This is a genomic window from Streptomyces sp. NBC_00461 (assembly GCF_036013935.1).
In the GTDB taxonomy this organism is placed as follows: Bacteria; Actinomycetota; Actinomycetes; order Streptomycetales; family Streptomycetaceae; genus Streptomyces.
In genome coordinates, this window is sequence record NZ_CP107902.1 from 8,812,360 (window position 1) to 8,837,684 (window position 25,325).

Annotated in this window: 21 protein-coding genes and 1 pseudogene; 6 read left to right on the forward strand and 16 right to left on the reverse strand. The window is 70.6% G+C overall.

What is annotated here, in order from left to right; genetic code table 11:
* The first annotated feature begins 38 nt into the window (after positions 1-38).
* Complete coding sequence (locus OG870_RS40785) at positions 39-1,085, forward strand: glycosyltransferase family 2 protein (protein ID WP_266842575.1); 1,047 nt, start codon at positions 39-41, stop codon at positions 1,083-1,085.
* 17 nt (positions 1,086-1,102) lie between these two features.
* On the opposite strand, the gene OG870_RS40790 is transcribed toward OG870_RS40785, so the two are convergent.
* Positions 1,103-1,765 (reverse strand): hypothetical protein, encoded by a 663-nt coding sequence (locus tag OG870_RS40790; protein ID WP_266591959.1) that lies wholly within the window; start codon positions 1,763-1,765, stop codon positions 1,103-1,105.
* Between the two features lie 71 nt (positions 1,766-1,836).
* Between OG870_RS40790 and OG870_RS40795 the strand changes: the two genes are divergently transcribed.
* Positions 1,837-3,852, forward strand: a complete 2,016-nt coding sequence (locus OG870_RS40795) for an O-antigen ligase family protein (RefSeq protein WP_266591960.1) — start codon at positions 1,837-1,839, stop codon at positions 3,850-3,852.
* Positions 3,849-4,748, forward strand: a complete 900-nt coding sequence (locus tag OG870_RS40800; RefSeq protein WP_266528782.1) for a glycosyltransferase family 2 protein — start codon at positions 3,849-3,851, stop codon at positions 4,746-4,748. Before OG870_RS40795 ends, OG870_RS40800 begins: the two co-directional genes overlap by 4 nt.
* 3 nt (positions 4,749-4,751) lie before the next feature.
* Here the strand turns inward: OG870_RS40800 and OG870_RS40805 are convergent, their stop codons facing one another.
* From OG870_RS40805 to OG870_RS40855, 11 genes and pseudogenes are all read right to left on the reverse strand, one after another.
* Positions 4,752-5,543 carry a glycosyltransferase family 2 protein gene (locus tag OG870_RS40805; protein ID WP_266591961.1) on the reverse strand — a complete coding sequence of 264 codons (792 nt, stop codon included), beginning with the start codon at positions 5,541-5,543 and terminating at the stop codon, positions 4,752-4,754.
* 11 nt (positions 5,544-5,554) lie between these two features.
* The gene (locus OG870_RS40810) at positions 5,555-6,613 is read right to left on the reverse strand and encodes a hypothetical protein (RefSeq protein ID WP_327692015.1); all 1,059 of its coding nucleotides are present in this window, start codon (positions 6,611-6,613) and stop codon (positions 5,555-5,557) included.
* The gene (locus OG870_RS40815; protein ID WP_266591963.1) at positions 6,610-8,133 is read right to left on the reverse strand and encodes an oligosaccharide flippase family protein; all 1,524 of its coding nucleotides are present in this window, start codon (positions 8,131-8,133) and stop codon (positions 6,610-6,612) included. The genes OG870_RS40810 and OG870_RS40815 overlap by 4 nt, the downstream gene beginning before the upstream one ends.
* Complete coding sequence (locus tag OG870_RS40820; protein ID WP_327692016.1) at positions 8,105-8,959, reverse strand: chain length determinant protein; 855 nt, start codon at positions 8,957-8,959, stop codon at positions 8,105-8,107. The genes OG870_RS40815 and OG870_RS40820 overlap by 29 nt, the downstream gene beginning before the upstream one ends.
* Positions 8,960-9,010: 51 nt before the next feature.
* Positions 9,011-10,180, reverse strand: a complete 1,170-nt coding sequence (wecB, locus tag OG870_RS40825; RefSeq protein WP_266842569.1) for a non-hydrolyzing UDP-N-acetylglucosamine 2-epimerase — start codon at positions 10,178-10,180, stop codon at positions 9,011-9,013.
* A gap of 3 nt (positions 10,181-10,183) precedes the next feature.
* Complete coding sequence (locus tag OG870_RS40830) at positions 10,184-11,443, reverse strand: nucleotide sugar dehydrogenase (RefSeq protein ID WP_266528765.1); 1,260 nt, start codon at positions 11,441-11,443, stop codon at positions 10,184-10,186.
* Complete coding sequence (locus OG870_RS40835) at positions 11,443-12,213, reverse strand: WecB/TagA/CpsF family glycosyltransferase (protein ID WP_266528763.1); 771 nt, start codon at positions 12,211-12,213, stop codon at positions 11,443-11,445. The genes OG870_RS40830 and OG870_RS40835 overlap by 1 nt, the downstream gene beginning before the upstream one ends.
* Positions 12,210-13,373 carry a hypothetical protein gene (locus OG870_RS40840; protein WP_327692017.1) on the reverse strand — a complete coding sequence of 388 codons (1,164 nt, stop codon included), beginning with the start codon at positions 13,371-13,373 and terminating at the stop codon, positions 12,210-12,212. Before OG870_RS40840 ends, OG870_RS40835 begins: the two co-directional genes overlap by 4 nt.
* A gap of 253 nt (positions 13,374-13,626) precedes the next feature.
* Positions 13,627-14,214, reverse strand: a complete 588-nt coding sequence (locus OG870_RS40845; protein WP_405626982.1) for an acyltransferase — start codon at positions 14,212-14,214, stop codon at positions 13,627-13,629.
* 119 nt (positions 14,215-14,333) lie between these two features.
* Positions 14,334-14,600 (reverse strand): annotated as a pseudogene (locus OG870_RS40850) (GDP-mannose 4,6-dehydratase); the annotation flags it as partial.
* Complete coding sequence (locus tag OG870_RS40855) at positions 14,597-15,664, reverse strand: glucose-1-phosphate thymidylyltransferase (RefSeq protein WP_266591973.1); 1,068 nt, start codon at positions 15,662-15,664, stop codon at positions 14,597-14,599. The pseudogene OG870_RS40850 and the gene OG870_RS40855, both read right to left, overlap by 4 nt.
* Before the next feature lie 230 nt (positions 15,665-15,894).
* On the opposite strand from OG870_RS40855, the gene OG870_RS40860 reads away from it, so the two are divergent.
* Positions 15,895-18,000 carry a galactose-binding domain-containing protein gene (locus tag OG870_RS40860; RefSeq protein WP_405625774.1) on the forward strand — a complete coding sequence of 702 codons (2,106 nt, stop codon included), beginning with the start codon at positions 15,895-15,897 and terminating at the stop codon, positions 17,998-18,000.
* A 27-nt stretch (positions 18,001-18,027) separates the two neighbouring features.
* Positions 18,028-18,633 carry a TetR/AcrR family transcriptional regulator gene (locus OG870_RS40865; protein ID WP_266528749.1) on the forward strand — a complete coding sequence of 202 codons (606 nt, stop codon included), beginning with the start codon at positions 18,028-18,030 and terminating at the stop codon, positions 18,631-18,633.
* Positions 18,634-18,673: 40 nt separating this feature from the next.
* On the opposite strand, the gene OG870_RS40870 is transcribed toward OG870_RS40865, so the two are convergent.
* A complete protein-coding gene (locus OG870_RS40870) occupies positions 18,674-20,044 on the reverse strand; it encodes a HEAT repeat domain-containing protein (protein WP_266591975.1) in 1,371 nt (456 codons plus the stop codon).
* Between the two features lie 270 nt (positions 20,045-20,314).
* A complete protein-coding gene (locus OG870_RS40875; protein ID WP_266528743.1) occupies positions 20,315-20,545 on the reverse strand; it encodes a hypothetical protein in 231 nt (76 codons plus the stop codon).
* A 377-nt stretch (positions 20,546-20,922) separates the two neighbouring features.
* Between OG870_RS40875 and OG870_RS40880 the strand changes: the two genes are divergently transcribed.
* Entirely contained in the window at positions 20,923-22,437 is a 1,515-nt protein-coding gene (locus OG870_RS40880; protein WP_266591977.1) for an FG-GAP and VCBS repeat-containing protein, read from the forward strand.
* Positions 22,438-22,546: 109 nt separating this feature from the next.
* Here OG870_RS40880 and OG870_RS40885 read toward each other — a convergent pair whose 3' ends face one another.
* Together OG870_RS40885 and OG870_RS40890 are read right to left on the reverse strand one after the other, a co-directional pair.
* Positions 22,547-23,662 (reverse strand): ABC transporter permease, encoded by a 1,116-nt coding sequence (locus OG870_RS40885; RefSeq protein ID WP_327692018.1) that lies wholly within the window; start codon positions 23,660-23,662, stop codon positions 22,547-22,549.
* Positions 23,659-25,227: a sugar ABC transporter ATP-binding protein gene (locus tag OG870_RS40890; RefSeq protein WP_266591981.1), complete on the reverse strand. Its 1,569-nt coding sequence runs from the start codon at positions 25,225-25,227 to the stop codon at positions 23,659-23,661. The genes OG870_RS40885 and OG870_RS40890 overlap by 4 nt, the downstream gene beginning before the upstream one ends.
* Positions 25,228-25,325 lie beyond the last annotated feature (98 nt).

Genomic DNA, 25,325 nt, shown 5'->3' on the forward strand with positions numbered 1-25,325 from the left:
CCGGGCACGGACCACCGACGGGGATTGGCTTCCCACCGATGAGCAGCGTCAGTGTTGTGATCCCCTGCTACAAGTACGGCCACTTCCTCGCCGACTGCGTGAGCAGCGCCCTGGACGAGCAGGACGGCGTTGACGTCCGCGTGCTCATCATCGACGACGCCTCGCCCGACGACTCGGCCGAGGTCGCGCTCAAGCTCGCCGCCTCCGACCCGCGCATCGAGGTCCTCGTCCACGAAACCAACAAGGGCCACATCGCCACGTACAACGAAGGCCTCATGGAATGGGCCGACGGCGACTACGTGGCCCTCCTGTCCGCCGACGACCGGCTGGTGCCGGGCGCGCTGGTCCGGGCCGCCCGGCTCCTGGACGCCCACCCCGAGGCGGGATTCGCCTACGGGCGCCCCCTGCGCTTCCAGCACGGCGGGCCACTGCCCAAGGCCCGCACCCAGAGCACCGGTTCGGTCGTCTACCCCGGGCAGTGGTGGCTGGAGCGGCGCTTTCGCGAGGGCACCGGCTGCATCACCTCGCCGGAGGTTGTCGTCCGCACCGAACTCCAGCGGAAGGTCGGCGGCTACGACCCCGCCCTTCCCCACGCCGGCGACATCGAGATGTGGATGCGGCTCGCCGCCCACGCCGACGTCGGCTACATCCGCGGCGCCGACCAGGCCTTCTACCGCGTCCACGGCAAGAACATGTCCACCACCGACTTCGGCGGCCAGCTGGACGACCTGCGCCAGCGCCTGGTGGCCTTCGACTCGGTGCTCGCCAAGTGCGGCGACGGGCTGCCCCACGCCGACCGCCTGGCCGACCAGGTCCACACCCGCCTCGCCCGCTTCGCGCTGCGCCGGGCCTACCGGGCCTACGACCGCGGCCGCACCGGCGTCGTACCGGTCGACGCGTGCGTGGAATTCGCCGAGCAGTGCCTGCCGGGATACGCGGCACTACCCGAGTACCGCGCGCTGCGGCTGCGCAGACGCATCGGGCCGCAGGCCATGCCGTATCTGCAGCCGCTGGTGTGGTCGGCCGTGGCCGAGCGAGGGCGGGAGTGGCTGTGGTGGGAGTCCTGGAAGCGCCGCGGCATCTGATGCGGGATCAGTCCGACTCAGTTGGCCACGGGGACCGCACCGGTCTGCCTGCGGCGGCCCGCAGGGGTCTGCCGGCGGCTCATCGCGTACCGGTCGAGCCACAGCGCGCCGACCACTCCGCCGGCCAGACCCAGCAGAGCCGTGCCCGCAAGGCCCCGGCTCTTGGCGCCCTGCACCTCGGCGACGCTCGGGGAGGTGAGGACGGAGGCGGTGATCCGCCCCGCGGCCGGCACCTGCTGGGCGGTCTGCATCTGCTCGACGTGCCGGGTGTAGACGTCGATGACGCGGCGCACCGCCGTCACCGCCGCCTCGGGGCCGGAGGCCTGCGACTGCACCTGCAGGGAGGGGATCAGATAGCGGGGCGTCGCGCTGGTGCCGCTGTTGCGGGGCACGAGATGGTAGGCCCCGTGAACGCCCGCCGCCCGCAACTCCTTTGCCCCGGTGGGGGATTGCAGCTGCTGGACGACCGCGTACGAGACCACGGCGAGCGGCGGCTGCAGATTGGTCAGCTGGTTGGGCTGGTTCTGCGTCACCGGCGGCTTGAGGACGACGACCGCGGAGCCGACGTACTGCGGGGTGGGCCGGACCACGTAGTACGCCCCGGCCACCGTCAGCAGAAACGCGACCACCACGACGTACCAGCGGCGGAGCAGCGCGTCGGCGACGTTCCCAGGCGACATACGAGTTCCTTCCGTCACTCCCGATACTGGCAGGACGCGCGGTGGGATGCCACCGAAAGGAGGGACGCATCATGAGTCTTGGTGAGATATGGGCAATTCTGCGCCGACGGTGGTACTTCATGGTGCCCTTCACCGTGCTCAGCCTGATCGGCGGCGGATACCTGTACGTGACCGTCCCCGTCTCCTACCAGTCGCAGAGCTCGGTCGCGCTGCTGGACTCCTCGGCCGTGGCCCGGCTGGCCCCCACCTTCGGCAACCCCATCTCGAACGCGGGCGGTTCACTCATCGTGACGGCCGACGTGCTGATCAGGACGCTCGAATCGGCCGACGCCGCGAAGGAGTTGCACAACCGGGGCGTCACGGACCCCTACACCGCCGGCTTCGCGCCGGCCAGCGACAGCCCCCTGCTCGTGCTCGGTGTCACCGGCACCGACCGTCAGAAGGTGCTCAAGGAGACCAACACCCTGACGGCCTTCGCAGGTGAGCAGCTCAATGCCCTGCAGGCCGCCGCCAAGGTTCCGCCCGCGTACGCCGTGCAGACCGCTCCCGTCGTCCTGCCGCAGACCCCGGTGGCGAAGTCCAAGAGCCGTTACCAGGGCGTCGCGGCCGTCATCATCCTCGGCGTCGTCAGCGCGTTCCTGCTGTCCATCCTGATGGAGGGCGTCTCGGTGGTCCGCCGCCGGCACCGGGTGGCCCCGCGACGCAAGCAGGCCCGCACGCCGAAACGGGTCCGCGCGGGCATGCTCAGCCGGAGGCTCGACGCCACCGCGGTCCTCACCGTCTACCTGGTGCTGGCCTTCTTCATCCCGTCGAACCTGGCCCTGCCCGCGCTCGGCGGCGTGGGCACCCCCGCCAACGTCTTCGCCCTGCTCGGCCTGATGTGGTACCTGGCGACCTGGCTCGGCGGCCGCATCCTGCCCGCGCCCGGCACCCGGCTGGTGCGGGTCACGCTGTGTCTGCTCGGGGTGGCCGTCCTCGCGGCCTACGTCGCCGACGCGATGCGCGAGAGCTCGCACGAGGAGGTCCTCGGTGCCGACCGAGGGCTCATCGGGTTCCTGGTGTGGGTGTCGCTGGTCGTTCTGACATCGGCGGCCGTGCAGGAGCGCGGCCGGCTGGACGTGCTGATGCGCCGGGTGGTCGTCCTGGCGTCCGTCGTCGCCGCGATCGGCTTCTACGACTTCTTCGCGGCGACCAACATCGCCGACTCCATCCACATACCCGGCCTGCAGACCAGCGTGGCCCAGGTCAGTGTCATGGACCGCGGCGCCTTCACCCGGCCCCGCGCCACCACGGCCCAGCCGCTGGAGTTCGCCGGCATGCTGGCGATCCTGCTGCCCTTCGCGATCCAGCAGGCCGCCGACCCGGTACGCCGCCACCTGCACGTACTGCGCCGCTGGGGCCCCGTGGTCCTCATGGCCGGCGCGCTGCCCCTGTCGGTGTCGCGGACCTCGATCATCGGCGTGCTGCTGGTGGCCGTGGTGATGGTGCCGCGCTGGAAGCCGGCCCGGCGCTGGGCCGCGATCGGTGTGATGACGGCCTCCGTGGCCGTGTTCAAGGTGCTCGTCCCGGGGCTGATCGGCACGATCACGGGCCTGTTCGCGTCGTTCCTGTCCAACTCCGACAGCAGCACCCAGGCCCGTACCGTCAAGTACAGCGCGATCGTGCCCTATCTGAAGGAACACCCGCTGTTCGGACGGGGCTTCGGCACGTTCACCCCGGACCTGTACTTCTTCACGGACAACCAGTACATGCTGGGCCTTGCCGAGATGGGAGTGCTCGGGCTCGTCGCCCTGCTCGCCCTGTTCATCACCGGCATCCACCAGGGCGGTGCGATCCGGCGGCTGGCCCGTACCGAGGCCGACCGCGAACTCGGGCAGGCGTTCTTCGCCTCGGCGCTGGTCGCCCTGGTCATCAGCGCCACCTTCGACTCACTCAGCTTCCCGATGTTCGCCGGCATGTTCTTCCTCATGCTGGGGGCGGGCGGCAGCTATCTGGGCTTCGTCCGGCGCGAGGCGGCTGCCGCCGCCGTCCCCGGCCCCCGTACGACACCGGAAGTCCGCCTTCCCCAACTCGTGGAGTCCCGATGAGTCCCGTCGCCGTCATCGTCGTCACCTGGAACAGCGCCTCGGTGCTCCCCGGGTTCCTCGCCGCGCTCGACGACGGCATGGCCGGCCTCGACTGGCGGCTCGTGGTCGCCGACAACGACTCCGCCGACGACACCGTCCAGGTCCTCAAGAAGCTGGCCCCCGACGCCACGGTCGTCCAGACCGGCCGCAACGCCGGATACGCCGCCGGCGTCAACGCCGCGCTGGGTGCCGCCGGTGACGTCGGGGCCGCGCTCATCTGCAATCCCGACATCCGTATGCGGCAGGGCTGCGCCAAGCGTCTCCTCGACAGCCTCGGCGACGGCGTGGGCATCGCCGTACCCCTTTTGTACGAAGAAGGGCGGGACACGCCGCACCACTCGCTGCGCCGCGAGTCGAGCGTGCTGCGGGCCCTCGGAGAGGCGGTCATCGGCAACCGGCGGGCCGGGCGCTTCCCGCTCCTGAGCGAGCTGGTGACCGACCCCGCCGTGTACCGGCGGCCCACGCGCGCGGACTGGGCCACCGGCGCGCTGATGGCCCTCTCGGCCGACTGCCTGGCCGCCTGCGGTGCGTGGGACGAATCCTTCTTCCTCTATTCGGAGGAGACCGAGTACTGCCTGCGGGCGCGGGACCACGGGTACGCAACCCAGCTGGAGCCGACGGCCGAGGCCGTGCATCTGGGTGGCGACTCCCAGGTCTCGCCCCGGCTGTGGACCCTGCTCACGCTCAACCGCGTGCGGTTGTACGGGCGGCGCCACGGCGCCGTCGCCACCGCCTGCTTCCGGGGCGCCGTGTTCCTGCGCGAGGCGTCACGGGCCGCCCTCGGCAGGAAGGCCAGCCGCGCGGCCGCGGCCGCCCTGCTCCGGCCGGGCGCGCTGCGGGCCACACCCGAACCGTGACCCTCAGCCGGACCAAGTGGTGTAGAAACTCTCGGGGTTGACCAGGTACCGCACCGTCGGGTGCGGCACATGGCGCACGCGGTGGCCGCGGCTGTAGCGGTACACGAGCTCCCAGTCCTCGCGCGGAAGCACGTCCGGTGTCCGGCGCAGACGGCTGAAGTGCAAAGCCCCGTTGCGCCGCGCGACGAACGCGTTGGTGTCCAGGAAGGACTCGCGCGCGGCCCGGCGCCGGTCGAACGGCACGGACAGGATGTCGTGTTCGGTCCCGTCCGGCAGCAGGCGGCGCAGCGCCGTGTAGACGCCGTCGGGACCGCTGGGGGACTCCAGGACCGCCAACGCCCGTTCCAGATGGTCGGGTTCCCACAGGTTGTCGTCGTCCAGGAAGGCCACGTACCGGGAGCGGGTGAGGCGGATGCCCACGTTGCGCACGACGCCCGCCACACCGGTGTTGCGCGCCAGCGAGACGACGAACAGCCTTGGATCGTCCGGGAGTTCGGGCAGTCCGGCGCCGTCGTCGACGACGATGACGACCTGGTCGCGAACGGTCTGGGCCAGGGCCGAGCCGACGGCCGCCCGCAGTGCGTCGGGGCGGCGGTGGGTGGCGATGACCGTGGCGACGAGGGCGTCGGGCACAGGGCCGGCGGCAGCCGCGAGCCGGCGGGTCTCGGCGGTCTCCAGGCGGCGCAGCCGCAGTGCGGAGGGAGCGAGGAGGACCTTGTTGCGGAGCTCGAAGAGGACGATCCAGCCGAAGGCGCGCTTGAGAAGCTCCCAGGGGGCGCGGGCGATGCGGTGCATGATCCTCTTCCTCAGCCGGCCGGCTCGGGGGTGACCGGGGTGCCGTCGGCGAACCGGTTGCCGCGCCAGACGTTGCCGGAGCCGGCTGTGTTCCAGGCGGTGACGGCTCCGTAGTTACCGGAGTTGGAGTGGTAGCGGGTGGAGAAGACGTTGTCCGTGACCGTGATCCCGGTGGCCCCGTCGCCGCCGCCGTAGAGCGCGTAGGCGCCGCCGGCCAGCAGGTTCTTGTCGATGACGGTGTTGGATACATGGCCGGTGTCGGCGAACAGGCCGATGCTCGCGGACGCTCCCCGGTCGACGGCGACCGGGTTGAGTAAGGTGTTGTGACGGATGATCAGTTCGCCCGTGTTGCCGCCGCCGCTGATCACCGCGTCGGTGTGCTGCCACTCGCCGCCGGCGTTGCGGAACGGGACCAGGTCGTGGACGTAGTTGTCGTGGATGTGCCCCTGGCCCATGGAGAGGGCGTTGCCGAACACGGAGACGTCGCACCAGCCGACCTCGACGGAGCTCGTGCCCATGTTGGACACGGCGTAGTCCACGCCGCCGTTGTCGGGGCCCTTGCCGGGGACGGCGGTGATGGTGGTGTGCAGGACGCGCAGTCCGCTGTGACCCGGGCGCAGGTTGACCCCCCACCAGTTGGTGGAGGTGATCCTGGAGTCGATGACGGTCACGTTGTTCGCGTAGATGTCGAGCGAGCCGGTGATGTCCCAGCCCTTGATGACCATGCCGTCGGTCCTGATGCTCAGGTTCCCCGTGGCGTGCGGGGTGAGGCGGATACGGGGGCCGGTGGTGCGGGCGTTCGGGAAGTCGGCTTCCCGGGGTGCCGTGGTGGTGGCGCGAGGCGAGTTGTGGGGGCGGGGACTGCCAGGACTGCCGGAACCGCTGGGACTGCCCGGATCGCTGGGGCTGACGGTGGCCTGGGCCGAGGTGCGGGTGCTGGAGGGTTCGGCGGCCGGGGACGACTCATGAGTGCGGGGAGCAGGGGCGGCCGGGGACGAGCCGGCGGCCCCGGAGCAGCCGGCGGTCAGTACCAGGGCCAGGCAGGCGAGCAGACGGCGCAGCCGTGTCATACGGCCTCCGGTGTGCGGGAGCCGAGCAGGAAGCGGCGACTGGGCAGCACGCACACCACGTAACTGGCCAGCGCGGCGGTGCCGATGACGAACAGGGCGAGGGCGCCGTCGCCGACGAGCCACTTCGCGGCGAGGATCACCAGGGTCATCACGGCTCCCCCGAGGAAGGGCCAGGCGCAGGCTCTGGCGATGTGGGCGAGGCTGATCCCGGCCCGGCCGAGTGCGTGGAGGAACACCGGCACGACCAGCACCGTGGCGACCAGGACATGGCCCTGGGAGACGCCGACGATGCCGCCCAGGCGGGCGCCGACGATCAGGGCCGGGACGAGGGCGACCACCCACAGCCCCTGGACGAGGATGAGGGAGCGGCGCCGGCCGACGGCGACGAGGCAGTCGTAGGCGAGTTCGCAGCCGATGCGGATCAGTCCCAGCGCCATCAGCCAGGGCAGGGCGTTCGCGGCGGGCAGCCACTTGCTCCCGTACACGAGCTGGACGACGGGGCCGGCGAGTCCGCCGAGCAGGACACAGAGGGGGACGGTGCCGGTGACCAGCACCCCCAGGGCGCGGCTGAAGCCCTGGGCGAGGGCCTGGGGGGAGTCGGCGAGGCGCGAGAAGCCGGCGAAGGAGACGCGTCTGGCCGCCTCGGAGATGACCCGGACCGGCCAGCCGGACATGTTGAACGCCAGGACGTAGAAGCCGAGGGCGACTCCGCCGAGCGTCGATCCGACGACCATGGTGTCCACATTGACGACCGCGAGGGCGAGCAGGCTCGCGCCGGCCAGCGGGAGCCCGAACTTCAGCAGCGCGCGGGCCTGTTCGGGGTCCCAGCCGAATCGCAGGGTGCCCGGCGCGGCCAGGGCGGAGCCGACGAGGGCGGCGATGTTGCCCGCGACCGCACCCCAGGCGAAGCTCATCGCCCCCCAGCCGGCGAAGGCCAGCACCAGCGTCACCGCGGTGCTCAGAACGAAGTTGAGCGCGTCGATGACCATCCGCCTGCCCTGCGCGAACTCCCGGGTCAGGAACCCGGCGGGCACCTGGGCCACCCCGTCGATCAGCAGACACAGGCACATCACCCGCAGCACGCCCGAGGCATGGGGCGAGTCGAGCAGCCCGGCGACCGTCGGTGCCGAGACGAACAGGGCGACGTACAGCAGGCCGCTGGACGCGGTGGACAGGGTCAGCACGGTCGGCGCGAAACGGCGGGGATCGCCGTCCCAGCGGACCAGGGCCAGGCTGACGCCCAGCTCGTTCGCCGAGAGCAGCACCAGCAGCACGGTCTGGGCGATGCCGTAGACGCCCCACTCCGCCGGCCCCAGCGCGAAACGCGCCAGCAGGATGCCCGTGGCGAAGTTGCCCAGGCGCATGACCACGGTGTTGATCAGGCTCCAGCGGGCTGCCGAACGGACTTTCCGGCTGAGGGAGTCGGGAGCGACCGCGTCGCTCGTCCCGGCGCTGTCGGGCGCCTCGGATCTCTCGCCCGGCTCGGCTCTCTCACTGTCCGGTGTGCGAACGCTGTCCATGAGTCGATTCCTCTTCCAGCGGCTCGGTGGCGGGTGCCACGGCCGTGGCGGACCGCCCCGTCCTCGGCTGTGCGGCACGTCCGTTCCCGTTCGACCGCGACCAGGCGGGAGGCCGCCGCAGGGCGATCGTCTGTTCCGCGACCGACTCCCCGGCCGGCGGCTCGGCGGCGGTGACCGGCTGCGCGGTTTCGTCGCGCTGCGCGGGCTCCTCCGGCTCCGCCGGCGTACGCGGCCGCCGGCGCGCCTCCACGTAGAAGACGGCGAGCAGGCTCAGCACCAGGCCCAGGGCCCCGGCCATGACCATGTACTCGATCCGCGTCTTCGTCTGCGCCACCGGGTTCTGCGGGGGCACGATCGTCGTCATGCGGATCATGGCCTTCGGCACCACCGACTGCTGCTTCTGGAACTGATCAAGCCGGTCCTTGGCATACGCGGTCAGGATCTTGTTCGAGGACAGGACGGCGGCCTTGTCGGTTCCGGTGACCGTGAGCCACATCAGCGGCCCCTGTGCGTTGTCGGCGAGCTTGGCCTCGAACGTTCCGGTGGCGCCGCGGGACTTGAGCTCCCGGAGCGAGACATCGGAGTTGAGGTTGCGGGCCAGGCTGTCGGCCATGCCGGTGAGCGAGGTCTGGGTGCTCAGGAAGGGATTGCCGTCGTAAGCGACCGTGGCCTTCTGGGAGTTCAGAAGAACCACCGTGCTCTGCGACTGGTAGCCGATCGGCACCAGCAGCACCACGCCGACGATCAGGCCGGCGGTCAGCAGCAGGCCCGGCAACAGGACGTACCAGCGCCTGCGCATGACCCGGAAGATCTCAGCGAGATCCATGGTGGTCCCCCCTAGCGACCAGACGTTCGACGAGCATATGTTGCGAGCGGATCATATGGGGAACGTTCGTTTCGTGGGTCTCGGCTGTTCGATGGTGCTCGGTCGGATGCCGGTGCTCGGCCGGTCGGTCGGTCTCGGCCGGGTGGTCGCGGTGCCTCCCTCCAGCAGCACGTCGGCGATGCGGTCGCTCGCGCGGCCGTCCCACAGGTCGGGCCGGCGCGGCGCGGGCGGCACGTCCAGCACCGCGTTCACGGTGGCCACGATCCGTGCTGGATCCCGGCCGGCCAGCACGTTGGTGCCCTGCTCGACGGTGATGGGGCGCTCGGTGTTGTCCCGCAGGGTCACGCACGGCACGCCCAGCGCGGTGGTCTCCTCCTGCACACCACCGGAGTCGGTCAGCACCACGCGAGCGGAGTCCTGCAGGGCGATGAAGTCCAGATACCCGGCGGGCGGCACGAGGCGGACGCCCCCGGGCACACCGATCTCGGCCAGCCTTCCGGCCGCGCGCGGGTGCACGGGCAGCAGGAGCGGGCAGCGGCCTGCGATCTCGCCCAGGGCCTTCAGGAGCCCGGCGAGCACCTCCGGATCGTCCACGTTGGCGGGCCGGTGCAGCGTGACCAGGCCGAACTCGCCCCTGGACAGGCCGTATCGATGGAGGATGTCCGAGGCGCGGGCCCGTTCCAGGTTGGCCAGCAGCGTGTCGATCATGACGTTGCCGACCAGATGGATCTGGTCCTCCCGGTACCCCTCCGCGCGCAGGTTCACGGCGGCGTCGGGGGAGGGGGCCAGCAGGTAGTCGCTGACCCGGTCGGTGGCGACCCGGTTGACCTCCTCCGGCATGCCCCAGTCGCGGCTGCGCAGACCGGCCTCGACATGGGCCAGCAGCGGCCCTGCCTTGGCGGTCACCAGGGCGCAGGCCAGCGTGGAGTTGATGTCACCGACCACCACCACGATGTCCGGCGACAACTCCTCCAGGAGCGGCTCGAACGCGGTCATCACCCGCCCGGTCTGCTCGGCGTGGGAGCCGGAGCCGACCCCGAGGAAACGGTCGGGCGGGCGGATGCCGAGGTCGGTGAAGAACACGTCGTTCATGGCCGGGTCGTAGTGCTGGCCGGTATGGACGAGGAACACCTCGGCGCCCCGGCGTTCCAGGGCGTCCATCACCGGTTTGATCTTCATGTAGTTCGGTCGCGCCCCGGCGACGCACACGATGCGCGGCATGGCTCAGAGCACCTCGATCGTGGGTCCGGACGGCAGCCGTCTGCGGCAGTCGAGAACGAAGGGGGCGTGCTCGGCGATGAGTTCGTAGTCGAAGCTGTCGTGGTCGGTGAGCAGGACCACCACGTCGGCGGCCGCCAGCTCCTTGGGTGTCGGTTCGACCCGGACCAGCCGGTTGTCCACCGGCAGGCCCTCGACGACATGCGGGTCCGCGGCCCTGACCTGGGCCCCCATGTCGAGCAGCAGCCGGGAGATGCGCAGGGCGGGCGACTCGCGGGCGTCGCCAGTGTTCTTCTTGTACGCCAGACCGAGCAGCAGGATCCGCGAGCCGTTCACGGAACGGCGCCGGTCGTTGAAGAGGTCGCCGATCCGGCGCGCCACGTACTCGGGCATGTGGTTGTTGATGTCGTTGGCCAGCTCCACGAAGCGGAAGCTCTGGCCGAGTTCGCGCTGCACGCGCCAGGAGAGGTAGGAGGGGTCGATCGGCAGGCAGTGGCCGCCGACACCCGGTCCGGGCGTGAACTTCATGAACCCGAACGGCTTGGTGGAGGCCGCGTCGATGGCCTGCCAGACGTCGATGTCCAGGTGGTGGGCGAACATCGCGATCTCGTTGACCAGCGCGATGTTCACATGCCGGAAGGTGTTCTCCAGCAGCTTGGCGAGTTCGGCCTCCTTGGGCGAACCCACTGGCACGACGGTGTCGACGAGTTGCCCGTAGAAGTCCTGAACGGCCTTGAGGGACGTCTCGTTGACACCGGAGACGACCTTCGGGGTCTGCTGGAAACCCCACACGGCGTTCCCGGGATCGATCCGCTCCGGGCTGTAGCCGAGGTGGAAGTCGCTGCCCGCGACCAGGCCCGAGCCCTCCTCCAGGATCGGCGCGAACAGCTCCTGGGTGGTGCCCGGGTAGGTCGTCGACTCCAGGACGACCGTCGCTCCGGGGCGCAGGTAGCGGGCGAGGGTGACCGCCGACTCCCTGATGTACCGCAGGTCCGGCGTGCCCTCGTGCAGCGGGGTCGGCACGGTCACGACGGCGATGTCGAAACCGCCGCAGTCGCGCGCCGATTCGCTCGGGCGGTAGCTGCCGTTGTCCAGTGCCGCCCGGATCCGCTCGGACGACACGTCCTCGACGAAGGACTCACCGGCGGCAAGGCTCTTGATCCGCCGGGCGTCGACGTCGTAGCCGATCACCTCGTGTCCGACCTCGGCTGCCCGAACGGCCAGGGGCAGGCCGACGTATCCCTGTCCGACCACGACGACACGCATCAGTGACTCCTGTTCGCGGGGGCGGCCGACGGGGTGGGCCGGATCAGCTCGCGCGCCGTCATGAGGAGGAAGGAGAGATTGGTGGTGAGGTAGCGCCGGCCCAGGCGGCGCGGCTCCTGCAGCGCGCGGTAGAGCCACTCAAGGCCCCACCGCTGCCAGGAGACCGGAGCCCGCTTGGTGACCCCGGCCAGGATGTCGAAGGAGCCGCCGACCCCGTGCACCACGCGGGCGCCCGTGCGGGCGCCGTGGGCGGCGGTGAAGATCTCCTTCTTCGGCGAGGTCATGCCAAGGAACAGCATGTGGGCGCCGCTTCGCGCGATGCCGTCCGCGATCGGCTCCTGCTCCAGGTCGTCGAAGTAGCCGTTGCGGCTGCCGGCCACCTTCAGGCCGGGGAAGCGGTCGGCCACCTGGAGGAGCATCTGCTCCAGCACGTCCTGCTTGGCGCCGAGGAAGTACACGGGGATGCCCGACGTCTCCGCCTCGGCCAGCAGCCGCAGGAACAGGTCGATTCCGGCCACCCGCTCCGGCAGGGGCGCACGCAGCACCCGGCCGGCCCACACCACGGCCTGTCCGTCGGCGAGGACGAGATCACAACCCGCCACGGCCTTGGCGAGCCGGTCGTTGCGCCGCATGTTCACCAGCTTCGCGGCGTTGACCACCCCGATCTCCAGCTGCCGGCCGTCCCGCACCGCCGCCAGGCAGCGCTGCACGGTCTCGTCCATGGTCAGCGGGTCCAGCTCGACCCCGAACAGCGTCCGACGCCCGCTCATATTCGGCCCCCCTGCCAGGCGTAGAGCATCCAGCCGAACTCGTACGGCCGGCATTCGCGATCCACGGACAGCGGGCGGTACACCCGGTCCAGGGACTTCAGCCGCAGGCCCGGAGCGACCCGGGTGGACAGACCCCGGGCGGCGCGTACGGCCTTCTTCGGGTCGCCCCGGTAGACCTTGCGCCAGGTGGCACCGAGCTCGTCGAGGATCATGGGCTCCCGGTGCTGCGAGCCGGCCAGTTCGGGTACGTCCGTCATCCAGCGCAGGCCCTTGCGGATCGCCGCGCCGAAGTCGGTGCCGCCGGCGTCGGCGAGGTCGAACAGCGCGGTCGGCGCCATCGCGTGCTGGTGGACGCTGTAGACCGGGTAGCCCTCCACGACACCGCCGGTGCGCGCGTCGTAGTGCCACCACCACTGGCCGCCTTCGCCCTGCAGCTCGCAGATGCGCGCCGCGCACGCCTCGGACGCGGCCAGCGCCTCCGGGTCGCCGTCCCCGCTGGCGTGGGCGCGGGCCAGGGCCTGCAGCGGATAGGTCTGGTCGGCGAAGCAGCTCACATGCGCCCGGTACCAGGGCACCAGACCGGGTGCGGTGGCGTGCGGGAACAGCGGACTGTTTCCGATCCGGGCTCGCAGCAGACGGTCCCGGGCCGCGGTGAAACGTCTCTCCACGTCGACCGTGTCACGAGCCGCCGCGAGGGCGGACAGCACCCACGCCGCCTCGACGGTGTACTGGGGCTGGCCCGCCACGTTCAGTGCCTCGACCCGGTCGAGGGCGTCGGACAGTTTGGGATGTTCGGTCTCGGCGGCGGCCCAGGCGATGAGCGCCGCGTCGCCGAGGTTGGTCACCGCGGGCAGCGACTCGACGAGCAGACCCGCGAACTCCTCGGCCGTACGCCCGCCGAGCACCGCGCGCTGGCGGTCCTCGGGGAGGTACCGGGCACCCAGGACGGTGATGGCGGCGTAGCGGGTGCTGGTGCCACGCCGTTCCAGGGTCCAGGAGCCATCGGGGGCTTGCCGCCCGGCCATGGTGTGGACGAAGGCCTCCCCGCCGGGGAGCAGCATGGACGGCAGCCCCGACTCGGCGACTGCGAGCAGCCGTTGGGCGAGTGCGAGCAGCGGCGGGTCCTCGTCACCGAGTGCCGCGAGACGTGTGTTGGTCATCGGTTGGACACACCAACCCCCTGATTTCGCGCAGAGTTGTGAGCGCCGCGACACGGACGGCCGGGCGGTGGAGGCAAGGCGGACGTCAGGCCTCGGAGCGGATGCCGCTCCTCGTTTCAGACACAGGTGTTCCCACCCGGTAACCCCCCCTGGGCACTACTGGTTCGTGTGCCCATTGTGCTTGGGCTGCACAGTTCGTACACATGTTATGCCGGTGAATGTTCGAAGATTTGCGATTTGGCGGAAACCTGAGTCATGCGCGTTCGACGAGTTCGCCGTCCTTCTCGTCGTGCAGCGCGCCCGTCTCGGGGCACTCCCACGTACCCGGTTCGCCGTCCCGCTCGACCAGTCGTACGCCGGCCCGGCCGACCCAGCCGATCCGGCGCGCCGGAACCCCGGCCACCAGGGCGAAGTCCGGCACGTCCCGGGTGACCACGGCACCTGCCGCGACCATCGCCCAACGGCCGACACGCACCGGCGCGACACACACCGAGCGGGCCCCCAGCGAGGCTCCCTCGGCCACCGTCACCGCCACGGCCTCCCAGTCGTCACCGCGCTTCAACCTGCCCTGCGGGTCCACGGAACGGGGGAAGTAGTCGTTGGTGAGGACGGCCGCCGGGCCGACGAACACCCCGTCACCGAGGACCGCGGGTTCGTATACCAACGCGTAGTTCTGGAGCTTCACGTGATCGCCGATCCGGACACCGGGGCCGACATACGCCCCGCGGCCCACGATGCACCCGCTGCCCAGCCGTGCGTCCTCCCGGATCTGGGCCAGATCCCAGACCGTCGTTCCGTCGCCGACCGTGGCACTGTCGTCGACCTGGGCGGTCGGCTGCATCTTGAAGCTCACCGGGCTGAACCTTTCTTCTCGTCGAGCAGAACCGGAGACGCCGCCGCGGGCGCCTCGCGCAAGGGGCGGATGCGGTCGATTCCTGCCAAGCGCAGGTGCTCGTGCCGCACGTGCGACTCGGCGGCGAAGTGGACGACCTGGTCGTGTTCGGCCGTCAGTTTTCCGGCCAGTTGGGGGTCGCAGATGTCGCCCTGGACGAACGCGAAGCCGGGGTGGTCGCGTACCTGGTCGAGGTTGGCCGGGTTGCCGGCGTAGGTGAGCTTGTCCAGGACGGTGATCGCCACATCCCCCGGGCCCTGCGGGCCGAGCAGGGTGCGGACGTAGTGGGAGCCGATGAAACCGGCACCGCCGGTCACCAGGATTCTGGTTGTCATGAGGAGATCTGCACCTTGCTGTGATCGCCGAGGACGAAACGGTGGGCGGCCGGCCTGCGAGGCGCGGGAGTCACCTCGACGTTGCGGCCGATGAGCGAGGCCTCCACCCGTCGGACGCCGCTGACCGAGGAATCACGCAGCATGATCGAGTACTCGATCTCGCTGTCCTGGATCCGGCAGTCGTCGGCGATCGAGGTGAAGGGGCCGACATAGGAGTCGGTGATCACGGTGTTCGCGCCGACGACAGCCGGGCCCACGATCCGGCTGCCCGTCACCTTCGCCCCGGCTTCCACGCGCACCCGGCCGATGAGTTCGCTGTGATCGTCCACCGTTCCGTCGACCCTGCGCTCCAGGGTCTCCAGGACGGAGCGGTTGACCTCCAGCATGTCGCTGACGTTCCCGGTGTCCTTCCAGTACCCGGAGATCATCGTGGAACGCACATCACGTCCGGCGTCGATCATCCACTGCAGGGCGTCAGTGATCTCCAGCTCGCCGCGCCCGGACGGCTTGATCGAGCGCACGGCCTCATGCACGGCCGGGGTGAAGAGATAGACGCCCACCAATGCCAGGTCGCTCTTGGGGTGCCTGGGTTTCTCCTCCAGGCCGACCACCCGGCCGGCCGCGTCCAGCTCGGCCACCCCGAACGCGGTCGGGTTCGCCACCTTCGTCAACAGGATCTGCGCTTGAGGCCGCTCGGTGCGGAAGCCGTCCACCAGATCCGTGATGCCACCGACGACGAAGTTGTCACCGAGGTACATCACGAAGTCGTCCTCGCCCAGGAACTCACGGGCGATCAGCACCGCATGGGCCAGCCCCAGGGGCGCGGTCTGCGGGATGTAGGTGGCGTCGAGGCCGAACGCGGAACCGTCGCCGACCGCCTCCCGGATCTCCTCGGCCGTGTCCCCGACGATGATCCCGACCTCCGTGATGCCCGCCTCTGCGATCGCCTCCAGACCGTAGAAAAGCACCGGTTTGTTGGCGACCGGTACGAGTTGTTTCGCCGACGTATGAGTGATGGGGCGCAAACGGGTACCTGAGCCACCGGACAACAGGAGTGCCTTCACGAGATCACCATACTTTCGACGAACTCGCCGAAGGAAGCATTCCGTTTGTGGGCGGCTTGAACGGGCGCCCGACCACGCCTTCTTCCCCCGGGCCGACGACACCGCTGACCCCGTCATCCCCAGCGCGCCGTCCATCGCCCCGCAGTTATCAGGTCAAGCGTCCCGGACTCTTGACTCGTAAGGCGCCCGCCGCGATTCTCTCCATGCATTGCGCGGGTCATGACAACCTCATGGGTCGGTCTACCCGCCATCCCGCCGACCGAGGGACGTGGGCCGTGACGCTGACTCGACGCTGGTACCGCAGACGCAAGAACGTCACCGTGCTGTCGCTGCTCCTGCTGGTGCTGGCCATGGCCCTCGGCCCCACACCGAGTTCGGCTGCCGCCGGTGACTGGTGGATCCCGACCGCACGCCCCAACCCGGACTCCCGGATCGACGTCACCGGCGAACCGTTCACCGGCACCGACTCCGCGGGCAAGGTCCGCGGGTTCGTCGACGCGCACAACCACCTGTTCTCGAACGAGGCCTTCGGCGGGCGGCTGATCTGCGGCAAGGTGTTCTCCGAGGCGGGGGTCGCCGACGCCCTCAAGGACTGTCCCGAGCACTACCCCGACGGCACACTCGCGATCTTCGACTACATCACCCACGGCGGCGACGGAAAGCACGACCCGGTCGGCTGGCCCACCTTCAAGGACTGGCCGGCGTACGACTCGATGACGCATCAGGCGGACTACTACGCCTGGGTGGAGCGGGCCTGGAGAGGCGGGCAGCGAGTCCTCGTCAACGACCTCGTCACCAACGGCGTGATCTGCTCCGTCTACCCCTTCAAGGACCGCAGCTGCGACGAGATGACGTCGATCCGGCTGCAGGCGAAGCTGACCTACGACCTCCAGGCCTACATCGACAAGATGTACGGCGGCACGGGCAAGGGCTGGTTCCGGATCGTCACCGACAGCGCGCAGGCCCGTGAGGTCATCAAGCAGGGCAAGCTGGCCGTCATCCTGGGAGTCGAGACCTCCGAGCCGTTCGGCTGCAAGCAGATCCTGGACATCCCGCAGTGCAGCAAGGCCGACATCGACAAGGGACTCGACGAGCTGTACGCGCTGGGCGTGCGCTCGATGTTCCTGTGCCACAAGTTCGACAACGCGCTCTGCGGTGTCCGCTTCGACTCCGGCGGCCTCGGAACGGCCATCAACGTCGGGCAGTTCCTGTCGACCGGAACCTTCTGGCAGACCGAGAAGTGCACCGGCCCGCAGCACGACAACCCCATCGGCAACGCGTCCTCCTCCGCCGAGAAGGACCTGCCGGCGGGCGTGGACGTCCCCTCGTACGGCGGCGACGCCCAGTGCAACAAACGCGGGCTCACCGATCTCGGCGAGTACGCCGTGCGCGGCATGATGCAGCGCAAGATGATGCTGGAGATCGACCACATGAGCGTCAAGGCGGTCGGCCGGGCGCTCGACATGTTCGAGGCCGCCTCCTACCCCGGCGTGATCTCCTCGCACAGCTGGATGGACCTGAACTGGACCGAGCGGGTCTACTCCCTCGGCGGCTTCGCCGCCCAGTACATGCACGGCTCGGAGGGGTTCGTCGCCGAAGCGAAGCGCACGGAGGCGCTGCGCGACAAGTACCACGTGGGCTACGGCTTCGGCACCGACTTCAACGGCGTCGGCGACCATCCCGCCCCGCGCGGCGCGGACGCCGCGAACAAGGTGACGTACCCCTTCAAGAGCGTCGACGGCGGCTCGGTCGTCGACAAGCTGACGACCGGTGAGCGCACCTTCGACATCAACACCGACGGTGGCGCCCACGTCGGCATGATCCCGGACTGGATCGAGGACATCCGGCGAGTCGGCGGACAGGACGTGGTTGACGACCTCTTCCGTGGCGCCGAGTCCTACCTGGACACCTGGGGGGCGACCGAGCAGCACCAGGGGTCGGTCGACCTCGCCAAGGGACGGACGGCGACGGCCAGTTCGTCCGAATGGAATCCGTTCACCAGCTACCGGCCGGGGCGGGCGGTCGACGGTGACGGCGGCTCCCGGTGGGCCAGTGACTGGAGCGACGACCAGTGGTGGCAGGTCGACCTGGGCGCCACGAACCTGGTCGGCCGCGTCACGCTGGACTGGGAGCGGGCGTACGGGAAGGCGTACCGCATCGAGCTGTCCACCGACGGCACGAACTGGCAGACCGTCTGGTCCACCACCTCAGGAGACGGCGGCCTGGACACCGCCAGGTTCACCGGCACCCCGGCCCGCTATGTTCGGGTCCACGGCCTCGACCGCGGTACCGACTGGGGATACTCGCTGTATGACGTGGGCGTTCACAGCGCCTGACCGAGGTCGCGACACCCGAGGACACACATGGCACGCATGCCGTCGGCTCAGCGGCGCAGGCAGCTGACGGAAGCGGCGATCAGGGCGATGGCCCGGGACGGCGTCGCCAAGACGACGACCCGGTCCATCGCCGCCGAAGCGGGCGTGTCCCTGAGCGTCTTCCACTACTGCTTCGACTCCAAGCAGGCCCTCGTCGAGGCTGTCATCACCGCCCTCACCGACCACTCCGTGACCGTGGTCAAGCAGGCCCTGCGGCCCAGGACCACACTCGTGGAGACCGTCCGGGCAGGCTTCGAGGCGTACTGGGACCATGTCCGCGCCCATCCCGACGAACACATGCTGACGTACGAACTGACGCAATACGCCCTGCGCGAGCCGGGGTTCGAGCACCTGGCCCGACGGCAGTACGAGCTGTACGGCGACGCCTACACCGAACTGATCGGCCGGCTGCGCGGCAGCATGGACCTCCGACTCCGAGTGCCAGTCGCCACGTTGGCCCGCTATCTGGCCGCCATGACCGACGGCCTGACCCTCAACTACCTCGTTCTCGGCGACGAGTCAGCCTGGACGGACATCCTCGACACCGTCATCGACCACATCGCCGGGCTCGTCCGGGACGACGCCGAGGGGTGACCGTCTCACCGCGAACACGAGGCGCGGCGGACGAGGGCAGTCACTGGCCGGTGGCGGCGGGAGGGTGGTCTCGGTCCCACTGCCATCTCCACATCGCGGAGAGGCGGTGGTCGTGCTCGAAGCCGGGGCGGGAGAAGGAACCGACCCGCTCGATCGCCTGCCCCGTGCGCGGGTCGTCCCGCCTCAGGAGGCCGTAGGCGGCATTGAGCCGCGTACTGAAGTCGTCCTCGTCGAGCAGGGGCACGAGCGCGTCGGCGAGAGCCGCTGTACGGTCCCGGCCCTCCGCGACGGCCTCCGCGACGCCGGCCCGCACCCCGGCCACCGGATCCCGGAGCAGCCCGACGACGGCCTCCGTCACCTCCGGGCTGGAGTCGTGTGCCGCACTGAGCGCCCGGCCGGCCGCGACCCGCACACCCCAGTCCTCGTCGCCGGCCTGCACCAGCAGTGCGGCACGGGCCGTCGCGCTGAAGGAAGCCCGGGAGGAGGCGTCCCAACCGACGAGGAGGCCGGGAACCCGGGCGCGGACGCCGGGGTCCGGGTGAGTGGCGTGCCGGAGTCCGACGGCCTCCGCCTCCCGGTACTCCGTTTCGCTCAGGACATGGAGCACCTCGGCGAGGATCTCGGGGTCCTCCTCGCCTTCCGCGGCCCAGGCGGCGAGCAGTTCGGCCGCTTCCGTCTCGTAGGAGTTCCGCCAACTGCCCTGGGACAGCAGGTAGGAGAAGAGGACGTCGAGGACGAAGCGACGGTGTTCCGGATCCGGGCTGTGCCGGTACGCCATGACGGCCGACCACGTCTGTCTGCTGCGGCGTTCGCTGAGCACCCATCGGGCGGACGCCCATGCGACATGGTCCCGATCGTGCTGCTCCACGGCCCTGGCCACCAGCTCCTCCACCGGCGTCAGGATGCGGAAGGCCCACTCCAGGTCCGTGAGGATCGCGCTGTGCCCGGTGCGCACGGTGCGGTCGCCGAGCGTCAGCTGGGACACCTGGTTGTACTCGTCGTCCATGACCCGGGTCCGATGGGCGGGGCCCGACTCGCCCGTCCTGCGCCGAAGTTCGTCCTCGGCGCCTGGCTCGAGCCACTGCCGGGCCACGGCCAGCAGCCGCTCCCGTTCGGCCTCGGGCAGGCGAAGCCGCGGCTCCCGGCCCAGCACGGCCTGCGTCACCGCTGGTGAGCCGCCCTCTACAGCCCGTACCAGCGGGGTGGTTCCGTCCGGCAGCACTCGGTCGGGATCCGCCCCGCCCTCGACCAACTCATCTGCGACGGCGGCGTCATAGGCGGCGACAGCGAGACACAGCACGGGCAGGCCGTCGGCCGTGACCGTGTCCGGGGCGGCTCCCGCCTCCAGCAGCGCGCTCACGGCCTCTGCGTCTCCCCGCCGGACCGCCGCGACGAGCTGTGCACCGTCCACGCTTCGCTGTCTCCCCGTCTCGTACCGGATGCGCCGGGCGGCAGACGAACAGGTGGTGCCGGCTCAGATGAGGGTAGTTCGGCGGGTCCCTTGTCGCGACCGGATAACACCGACTCCGACTGACTCACAGCCACGGCAGGGGCCGGGCGGTCGGGCTTGGCGCCGGGCCTGCCGCTGGTGACGACGATCGAGGCCGGCTCGCCGGTCGCGGCGCGGCCCAGCCGGACGACGCCGCCTGACTCCACTGACAACCGCTCACGCCCGGCTGCGTCACTTGTTGAGGTCCTGGTCGACGTCACGCTCCAGGACGCGGCGGGCCGCCTCCGCCTCCGCGGCCGGTGGCGACAGTTCGTCGAGGGTGTCGAGGTCGTCGTCCGTGTCCAGTTCCTGCTCCCAGGCCGCCGCCAGGCGTTCCTGCTCCTCGCGTGGCCTGGCACTGACAGCCTCCCGGTGCTCCGGGTCCAGGGCTGTCAGGAATCGTCCGACCGGGTTCGTCGACATGCTGGTCTCCTTGTCATGGAAGGAATGTGCCGTTCTGTCCCAGCATGGCTGAATGCGTTGAAGTCGGACACCAGGAGTGCCCCCACCGAGACGATCAACGCCTCCGGCTGCCGCCACTGTCCGTGGTCGGAGCCGATGCGGCCCGTCCCGGTCCTGGCCGAGCTGCACCACCACGCTTCCCGCGGGACCTGCGGGGGATGCCCGGGTGTCCGGCTCACGCAACGGATGTCACCGGTGCGTCACAGCCCGCTCGGGCCCCACAACTTGAACCGGGCCCCTCGTGTCGAACCCTGCGTTGGCACCGAGACCAGTGCTTTCCGATACCAGCGCCTTCCGAATAACTGACGCATCATCAACATCCAACGGGGGAACCAGACATGACCATCGCCGCGCGCACCACTCGTCGTACCGCAGGCTCCGCCGCCGTCGCAGCGGCCTCGTTCCTGCTGCTGGCGGGAGCCGGCATCCTGGCCGCGCCGACCGCCTTCGCGGGCGTCCCCGGCGGTACCTCCGCCGTCGACCGCAACAGCGACTTCGACGGCGACGGCTACGACGACGTCCTCACCGGAGCCTCGGAGGGCACCGTCGACGGGAAGGAGGGCGCCGGGTACGTGACCGTCCAGTACGGCGCCCCCAACGGCATCGGAACCAACACCACCGTGCCCAAGGGCGAAGTCCAGGTCATCAGCCAGTCGACCAAGGGCGTGCCCGGAACCTCCGAGACCGGGGACCGCTTCGGACAGGCCGTCGCCACCGGAGACCTTGACGGTGACGGCTACGACGACGCCGTCATCGGCGCGCCCGGCGAGGACGAGGGCACCGTGGAGGACGCGGGCCGGGTGACCGTCCTGTACGGGTCCAAGGCGGGCCTCGGCGCCGAGCGCACATCGAGCATCACTGCCGCCCAGCCCACCGAGGGCGCCCGGTTCGGCCTCGCGGTGGCCGCCGCCCGGTTCTCCGGGGACATCGACGGCGACCAGCTCGTCGTCCTCGACCAGAAGGCGGGCCTGCACGTCTTCACCTACCACGCGGGCGTCCTGCGACAGGTCGGCACCCCGAAGTCCACCGGGCACACCCTCCAGGGGGCCTACCTGACCACGGGTGACTACGACCGCGACGGCTTCGCCGACCTGGTCGTCTCCGGCTACAGCCCCGACGACGACTACGTCATGGGCTGGTCCGCCTACTACGCGGGCGGCGCCGAGGGCCTGAGCTACGGGCGCGACCTGCACGGCGGCCTGGGCACGGCCTCCGGTGACATCAACGGCGACGGCTACGACGACCTCGTCGTCGGCCAGCTCAGCGCCGTGGACGAGGCCACCGGTGACGCGGACGCGCCCGGCGGCCTGGTCGGCGTCTACTACGGCGGCGAGGACGGGCCTGCCGGCACCCAGGGCCCCGGCACCGCCCCGCAGTGGTGGTCGCAGAACTCCCCGGGCGTACCCGGTGCGGCGGAGCAGGGCGACGCCTGGGGCAACGACCTGTCCGTCGCCGACGTCGACGGTGACGGCAAGGCCGACGTGGCCGTCGGCGCACCCGGCGAGGACGCGGACGGCGAAGCCGGTGCGGGCGCGGTGTGGCTGCTGCGCGGTTCCGCCAAGGGCCTGACCGGTACCCACGCCCAGTACTTCGACCAGAACACACCCGGTGTCCCCGGCACCGCCGAGGCCGGCGACGGATGGGGCGCGCAGGTGCGGCTCGTGGACACCGACGGCGACGGGCGGGCCGAGCTCGTGGCGGCCGCGCCCGACGAGAACGCCGGCGACGGCGCGGTGTGGCTGCTGCCCGCGAGCGGCAACGGGCTGCTCGCGGAAGGCTCCCGGTCGTACGGCGCCGCCGCCCTCGGCGGCAACGCCCACGGCGCCCACTTCGGCGCGGTGATCGACGAGTAACCCTTCGCGACCTCTGGACGCGCGAACACGGGCTGCCCGCCACGGGACCGGGCGGGCAGCCTGAGCACACCCGATGCGCCCCGCACCGCCACCCGTCCGGCCGTGCTCGTCAGGTGCCGGACGCGGAGGCCTCCGAACCCTGGGTGGCCCTGGCCGCGCGGCGCCGGGTCAGGCGGGTCCGCAGGCCCAGCCGTCCGCCGGTCACCACGAGGGCGATGATCAGGACGATGCCGGTGAACAGGCTGGGGGCCCACTGAGCGGAGGTCGCCAGGCCGAGGCCCACCGTTCCGGTGCCGAGCAGCAGCACGGCGATGACCGTGCCCCATGAGTTGAAGCGGCCCGCACGCAGCTGGGTGGCACCGACGAAGGCGGCGGCGTAGGACGAGAGAAGGTACGGCGTGCCGGCCTCCGGGGAGCCCGAGCCGATCTGGGACGCGAAGACGACGCCCGCGAACCCCGCGATCGCCGAGGACGCCACGAGCGTGAGGAAACGCAGACGGTCGGTGGGCACCCCCTGCAGGCGTGCCGCGTCCGCATTGAAGCCCGTCGCGTACAGGCGTCGTCCGGTGGCGGTGTGCTCCAGGACGAACCACAGCGCGGTGGCCACCAGCAGGAGGTAGAGCACCGGGACGGTGAAGCCGCCGGCGCCCTTCTGCGCGATGCCGGCGAAGGATTCGCGCAGGAGTTTCACGCCCGTGATCGACGTTCCGTCGGTGAACATCGTGATGAACGCCTGGATGAGCGACCCGGTCGCCAGGGTCGCGATGAACGAGTCCACCCGCAGCGTCACCACGACGAGTCCGTTGATCACGCCGATCACCAACGCGGTGCCCATGGCGAGGGCGATCGCCCCGCCGGCTCCGATGTCGGTCGACACGATCACCTTGGCGGTGATGACTCCGCTCAGCGACATGGTGTAGGCCAGCGACAGGTCGAAGACGCGCGCCGCCAGCGGCGGCACCACGCTGAGCGCGACCAGTCCGGTCACCGCGTTGCTGTTCAGCACCTGCTGGAAGGTCGACCAGGTGGGAAACGTGTCCGGCGCCCAGAACGAGAACACGACGATGATCGCGATCCATACGTAGACCGCGCCGATGTTCGTGAACGACAGGGACGTCAGCGCGCGCCGGCCCGTCGAGGGGCGGGCCGGCGGGAGGGGCGGCTCGCCCGCGGGTTCGCCGAGGTCCGGGCCGGTGCCGGTGGGGCCGGTGGTGGCGGTGCTCATGTTTCGGTTCCTTCCATGGCATGGACCAGCGTCGGCTCGGTGATGGCGTCCCCGGCGATCTCCCGGACGACCCGGCCGTCGCGCAGGACGAGGACACGGGTGCACAGCGCGAGCAGATCGCCCACGTCCGACGAGGAGACGATGACGCCCAGTCCCTGGGCCGCCTGCTGCTTGATCAGGTCGTAGAGCTGGAGCCGGGTGGCGATGTCGACACCGGCGGTCGGCTCGCACAGCACCAGCACCTCGGGTTCGAGGGCCAGGCAGCGGGCCATCACGACTTTCTGCTGGTTGCCCCCGCTGAGCGTGGTGATCGGGGCGTCACGGCCGGCCGTACGGATGCCGACCCGCTCCACCCAGCCGTCGACGAGCGCGTCCTCCTGACGGGCGTCGAGCGGACGCCGGCCCGAGCGCAGCCGGGACAGCAGCGGCAGCGTGAGGTTCTCGGCCACGCTGAACTCGCCGACGACACCTTGTCCGGCCCGGTCGGCAGGCACGAGCGGGATGCCGAGCCGGGCCGCACGGGAGACGTCGGTCCACTCGTCGGAGCGGGCGGGGCACCGCAGTTGGCCGTGCACCTCACCGGTCCAGGCGCCGGTGACCACGTACGGCAGCATGTCGTGCCCGGAACCGGCGAGCCCGGCGATGCCGAGCAACTCGCCGCGGGCGAGCGTGAAATCGAGGCCCCGCAGCGGGCCGGCCGTCAACTCCCGCGCCTCCAGCGCCATTTCACTATGGAAGGAAGCGGTCGCTGCAGTCTTCGGGCGAGGGGTGGCCGCCGGTCCCGTGTCCTCGCCTGCCATCAGCGACGCGAGAGTCTGGGGTGTCAGGGCGCCGACCGGGCGAGTCGCGATCCGCCCGCCGCCGCGGATGACGGTCACCCGGTCCGCGATCTGGAAGACCTCGTCCAGCCGGTGCGACACGTACAGCACGCTCGCCCCGCCCCGCCGTACTTCGCGCACGATGTCCAGCAGCTTGGCCACCTCGGTCGGGGGCAGCACGGCCGTGGGCTCGTCCAGCACGAGCAGGCCCTGGCCGCCGTCCCATCCCTGCAGTGCCGCGGCGATGGCCACGACCGTGCGCTGCACGGGGGTGGCGTCGACGAGCGGGCGGCGTACGTCGATGTCCAGGCCGAAGCGGTGGACGAGTTCGACCGTACGGCGCTCCTGCTCGCCCCACCGGATGTTGCCGAAGCGGCTCCGGGCGAAGCCCCGGCTCAGGGCCAGGTTGTCCATCGCGCTCAACTCGCCGACCAGACCCAGCTCCTGGTGGACGAAGCGCAGCCGGTCGTGCTCCGCGCCGAGTTCGAACGGCTCTCCGTCCAGCCGCGCCTCGGCTCCGGGATCGGCCTGGTGGTAGCCGGCGAGAATCTTGATGAGGGTCGACTTCCCCGACCCGTTGGGGCCGATCAGGGCGTGGATCTCGCCAGGGGCGATCTCCAGGTCGACGTCCTGCAGTGCCTGGGTTCCGCCGAAGCGCTTGGACAGGCCGGTGATGCCGAGCACCGGCCGGGCCGGCGCGGTGACCGGTTCCCCGACCGGCGCGGAGCCTGTCTCGGGGCCGGTCATGATCCGCTCCGTACGGCCATGCCGCCTTCGGGGTGGAGGTAAAGCGTGGGATCGGTCAGCTGGACGGACATGTGCGGATTCCCATCTGCGCCTCGTCG

Excerpts from the sequence above, each read along its gene's own strand:
- OG870_RS40880 (WP_266591977.1), top strand. The coding sequence starts at position 20,923 with ATGACCATCGCCGCGCGCACCACTCGTCGTACCGCAGGCTCCGCCGCC.
- OG870_RS40860 (WP_405625774.1), top strand. The coding sequence starts at position 15,895 with ATGGGTCGGTCTACCCGCCATCCCGCCGACCGAGGGACGTGGGCCGTG.
- OG870_RS40790 (WP_266591959.1), bottom strand. The coding sequence starts at position 1,765 with ATGTCGCCTGGGAACGTCGCCGACGCGCTGCTCCGCCGCTGGTACGTC.
- OG870_RS40815 (WP_266591963.1), bottom strand. The coding sequence starts at position 8,133 with ATGGACAGCGTTCGCACACCGGACAGTGAGAGAGCCGAGCCGGGCGAG.
- OG870_RS40865 (WP_266528749.1), top strand. The coding sequence starts at position 18,028 with ATGGCACGCATGCCGTCGGCTCAGCGGCGCAGGCAGCTGACGGAAGCG.
- OG870_RS40835 (WP_266528763.1), bottom strand. The coding sequence starts at position 12,213 with ATGAGCGGGCGTCGGACGCTGTTCGGGGTCGAGCTGGACCCGCTGACC.
- OG870_RS40810 (WP_327692015.1), bottom strand. The coding sequence starts at position 6,613 with ATGACACGGCTGCGCCGTCTGCTCGCCTGCCTGGCCCTGGTACTGACC.
- OG870_RS40840 (WP_327692017.1), bottom strand. The coding sequence starts at position 13,373 with ATGACCAACACACGTCTCGCGGCACTCGGTGACGAGGACCCGCCGCTG.
- OG870_RS40885 (WP_327692018.1), bottom strand. The coding sequence starts at position 23,662 with ATGAGCACCGCCACCACCGGCCCCACCGGCACCGGCCCGGACCTCGGC.
- OG870_RS40800 (WP_266528782.1), top strand. The coding sequence starts at position 3,849 with ATGAGTCCCGTCGCCGTCATCGTCGTCACCTGGAACAGCGCCTCGGTG.
- OG870_RS40785 (WP_266842575.1), top strand. The coding sequence starts at position 39 with ATGAGCAGCGTCAGTGTTGTGATCCCCTGCTACAAGTACGGCCACTTC.
- wecB (WP_266842569.1), bottom strand. The coding sequence starts at position 10,180 with ATGCCGCGCATCGTGTGCGTCGCCGGGGCGCGACCGAACTACATGAAG.
- OG870_RS40890 (WP_266591981.1), bottom strand. The coding sequence starts at position 25,227 with ATGACCGGCCCCGAGACAGGCTCCGCGCCGGTCGGGGAACCGGTCACC.
- OG870_RS40830 (WP_266528765.1), bottom strand. The coding sequence starts at position 11,443 with ATGCGTGTCGTCGTGGTCGGACAGGGATACGTCGGCCTGCCCCTGGCC.
- OG870_RS40875 (WP_266528743.1), bottom strand. The coding sequence starts at position 20,545 with ATGTCGACGAACCCGGTCGGACGATTCCTGACAGCCCTGGACCCGGAG.
- OG870_RS40820 (WP_327692016.1), bottom strand. The coding sequence starts at position 8,959 with ATGGATCTCGCTGAGATCTTCCGGGTCATGCGCAGGCGCTGGTACGTC.
- OG870_RS40795 (WP_266591960.1), top strand. The coding sequence starts at position 1,837 with ATGAGTCTTGGTGAGATATGGGCAATTCTGCGCCGACGGTGGTACTTC.
- OG870_RS40845 (WP_405626982.1), bottom strand. The coding sequence starts at position 14,214 with ATGCAGCCGACCGCCCAGGTCGACGACAGTGCCACGGTCGGCGACGGA.
- OG870_RS40805 (WP_266591961.1), bottom strand. The coding sequence starts at position 5,543 with ATGCACCGCATCGCCCGCGCCCCCTGGGAGCTTCTCAAGCGCGCCTTC.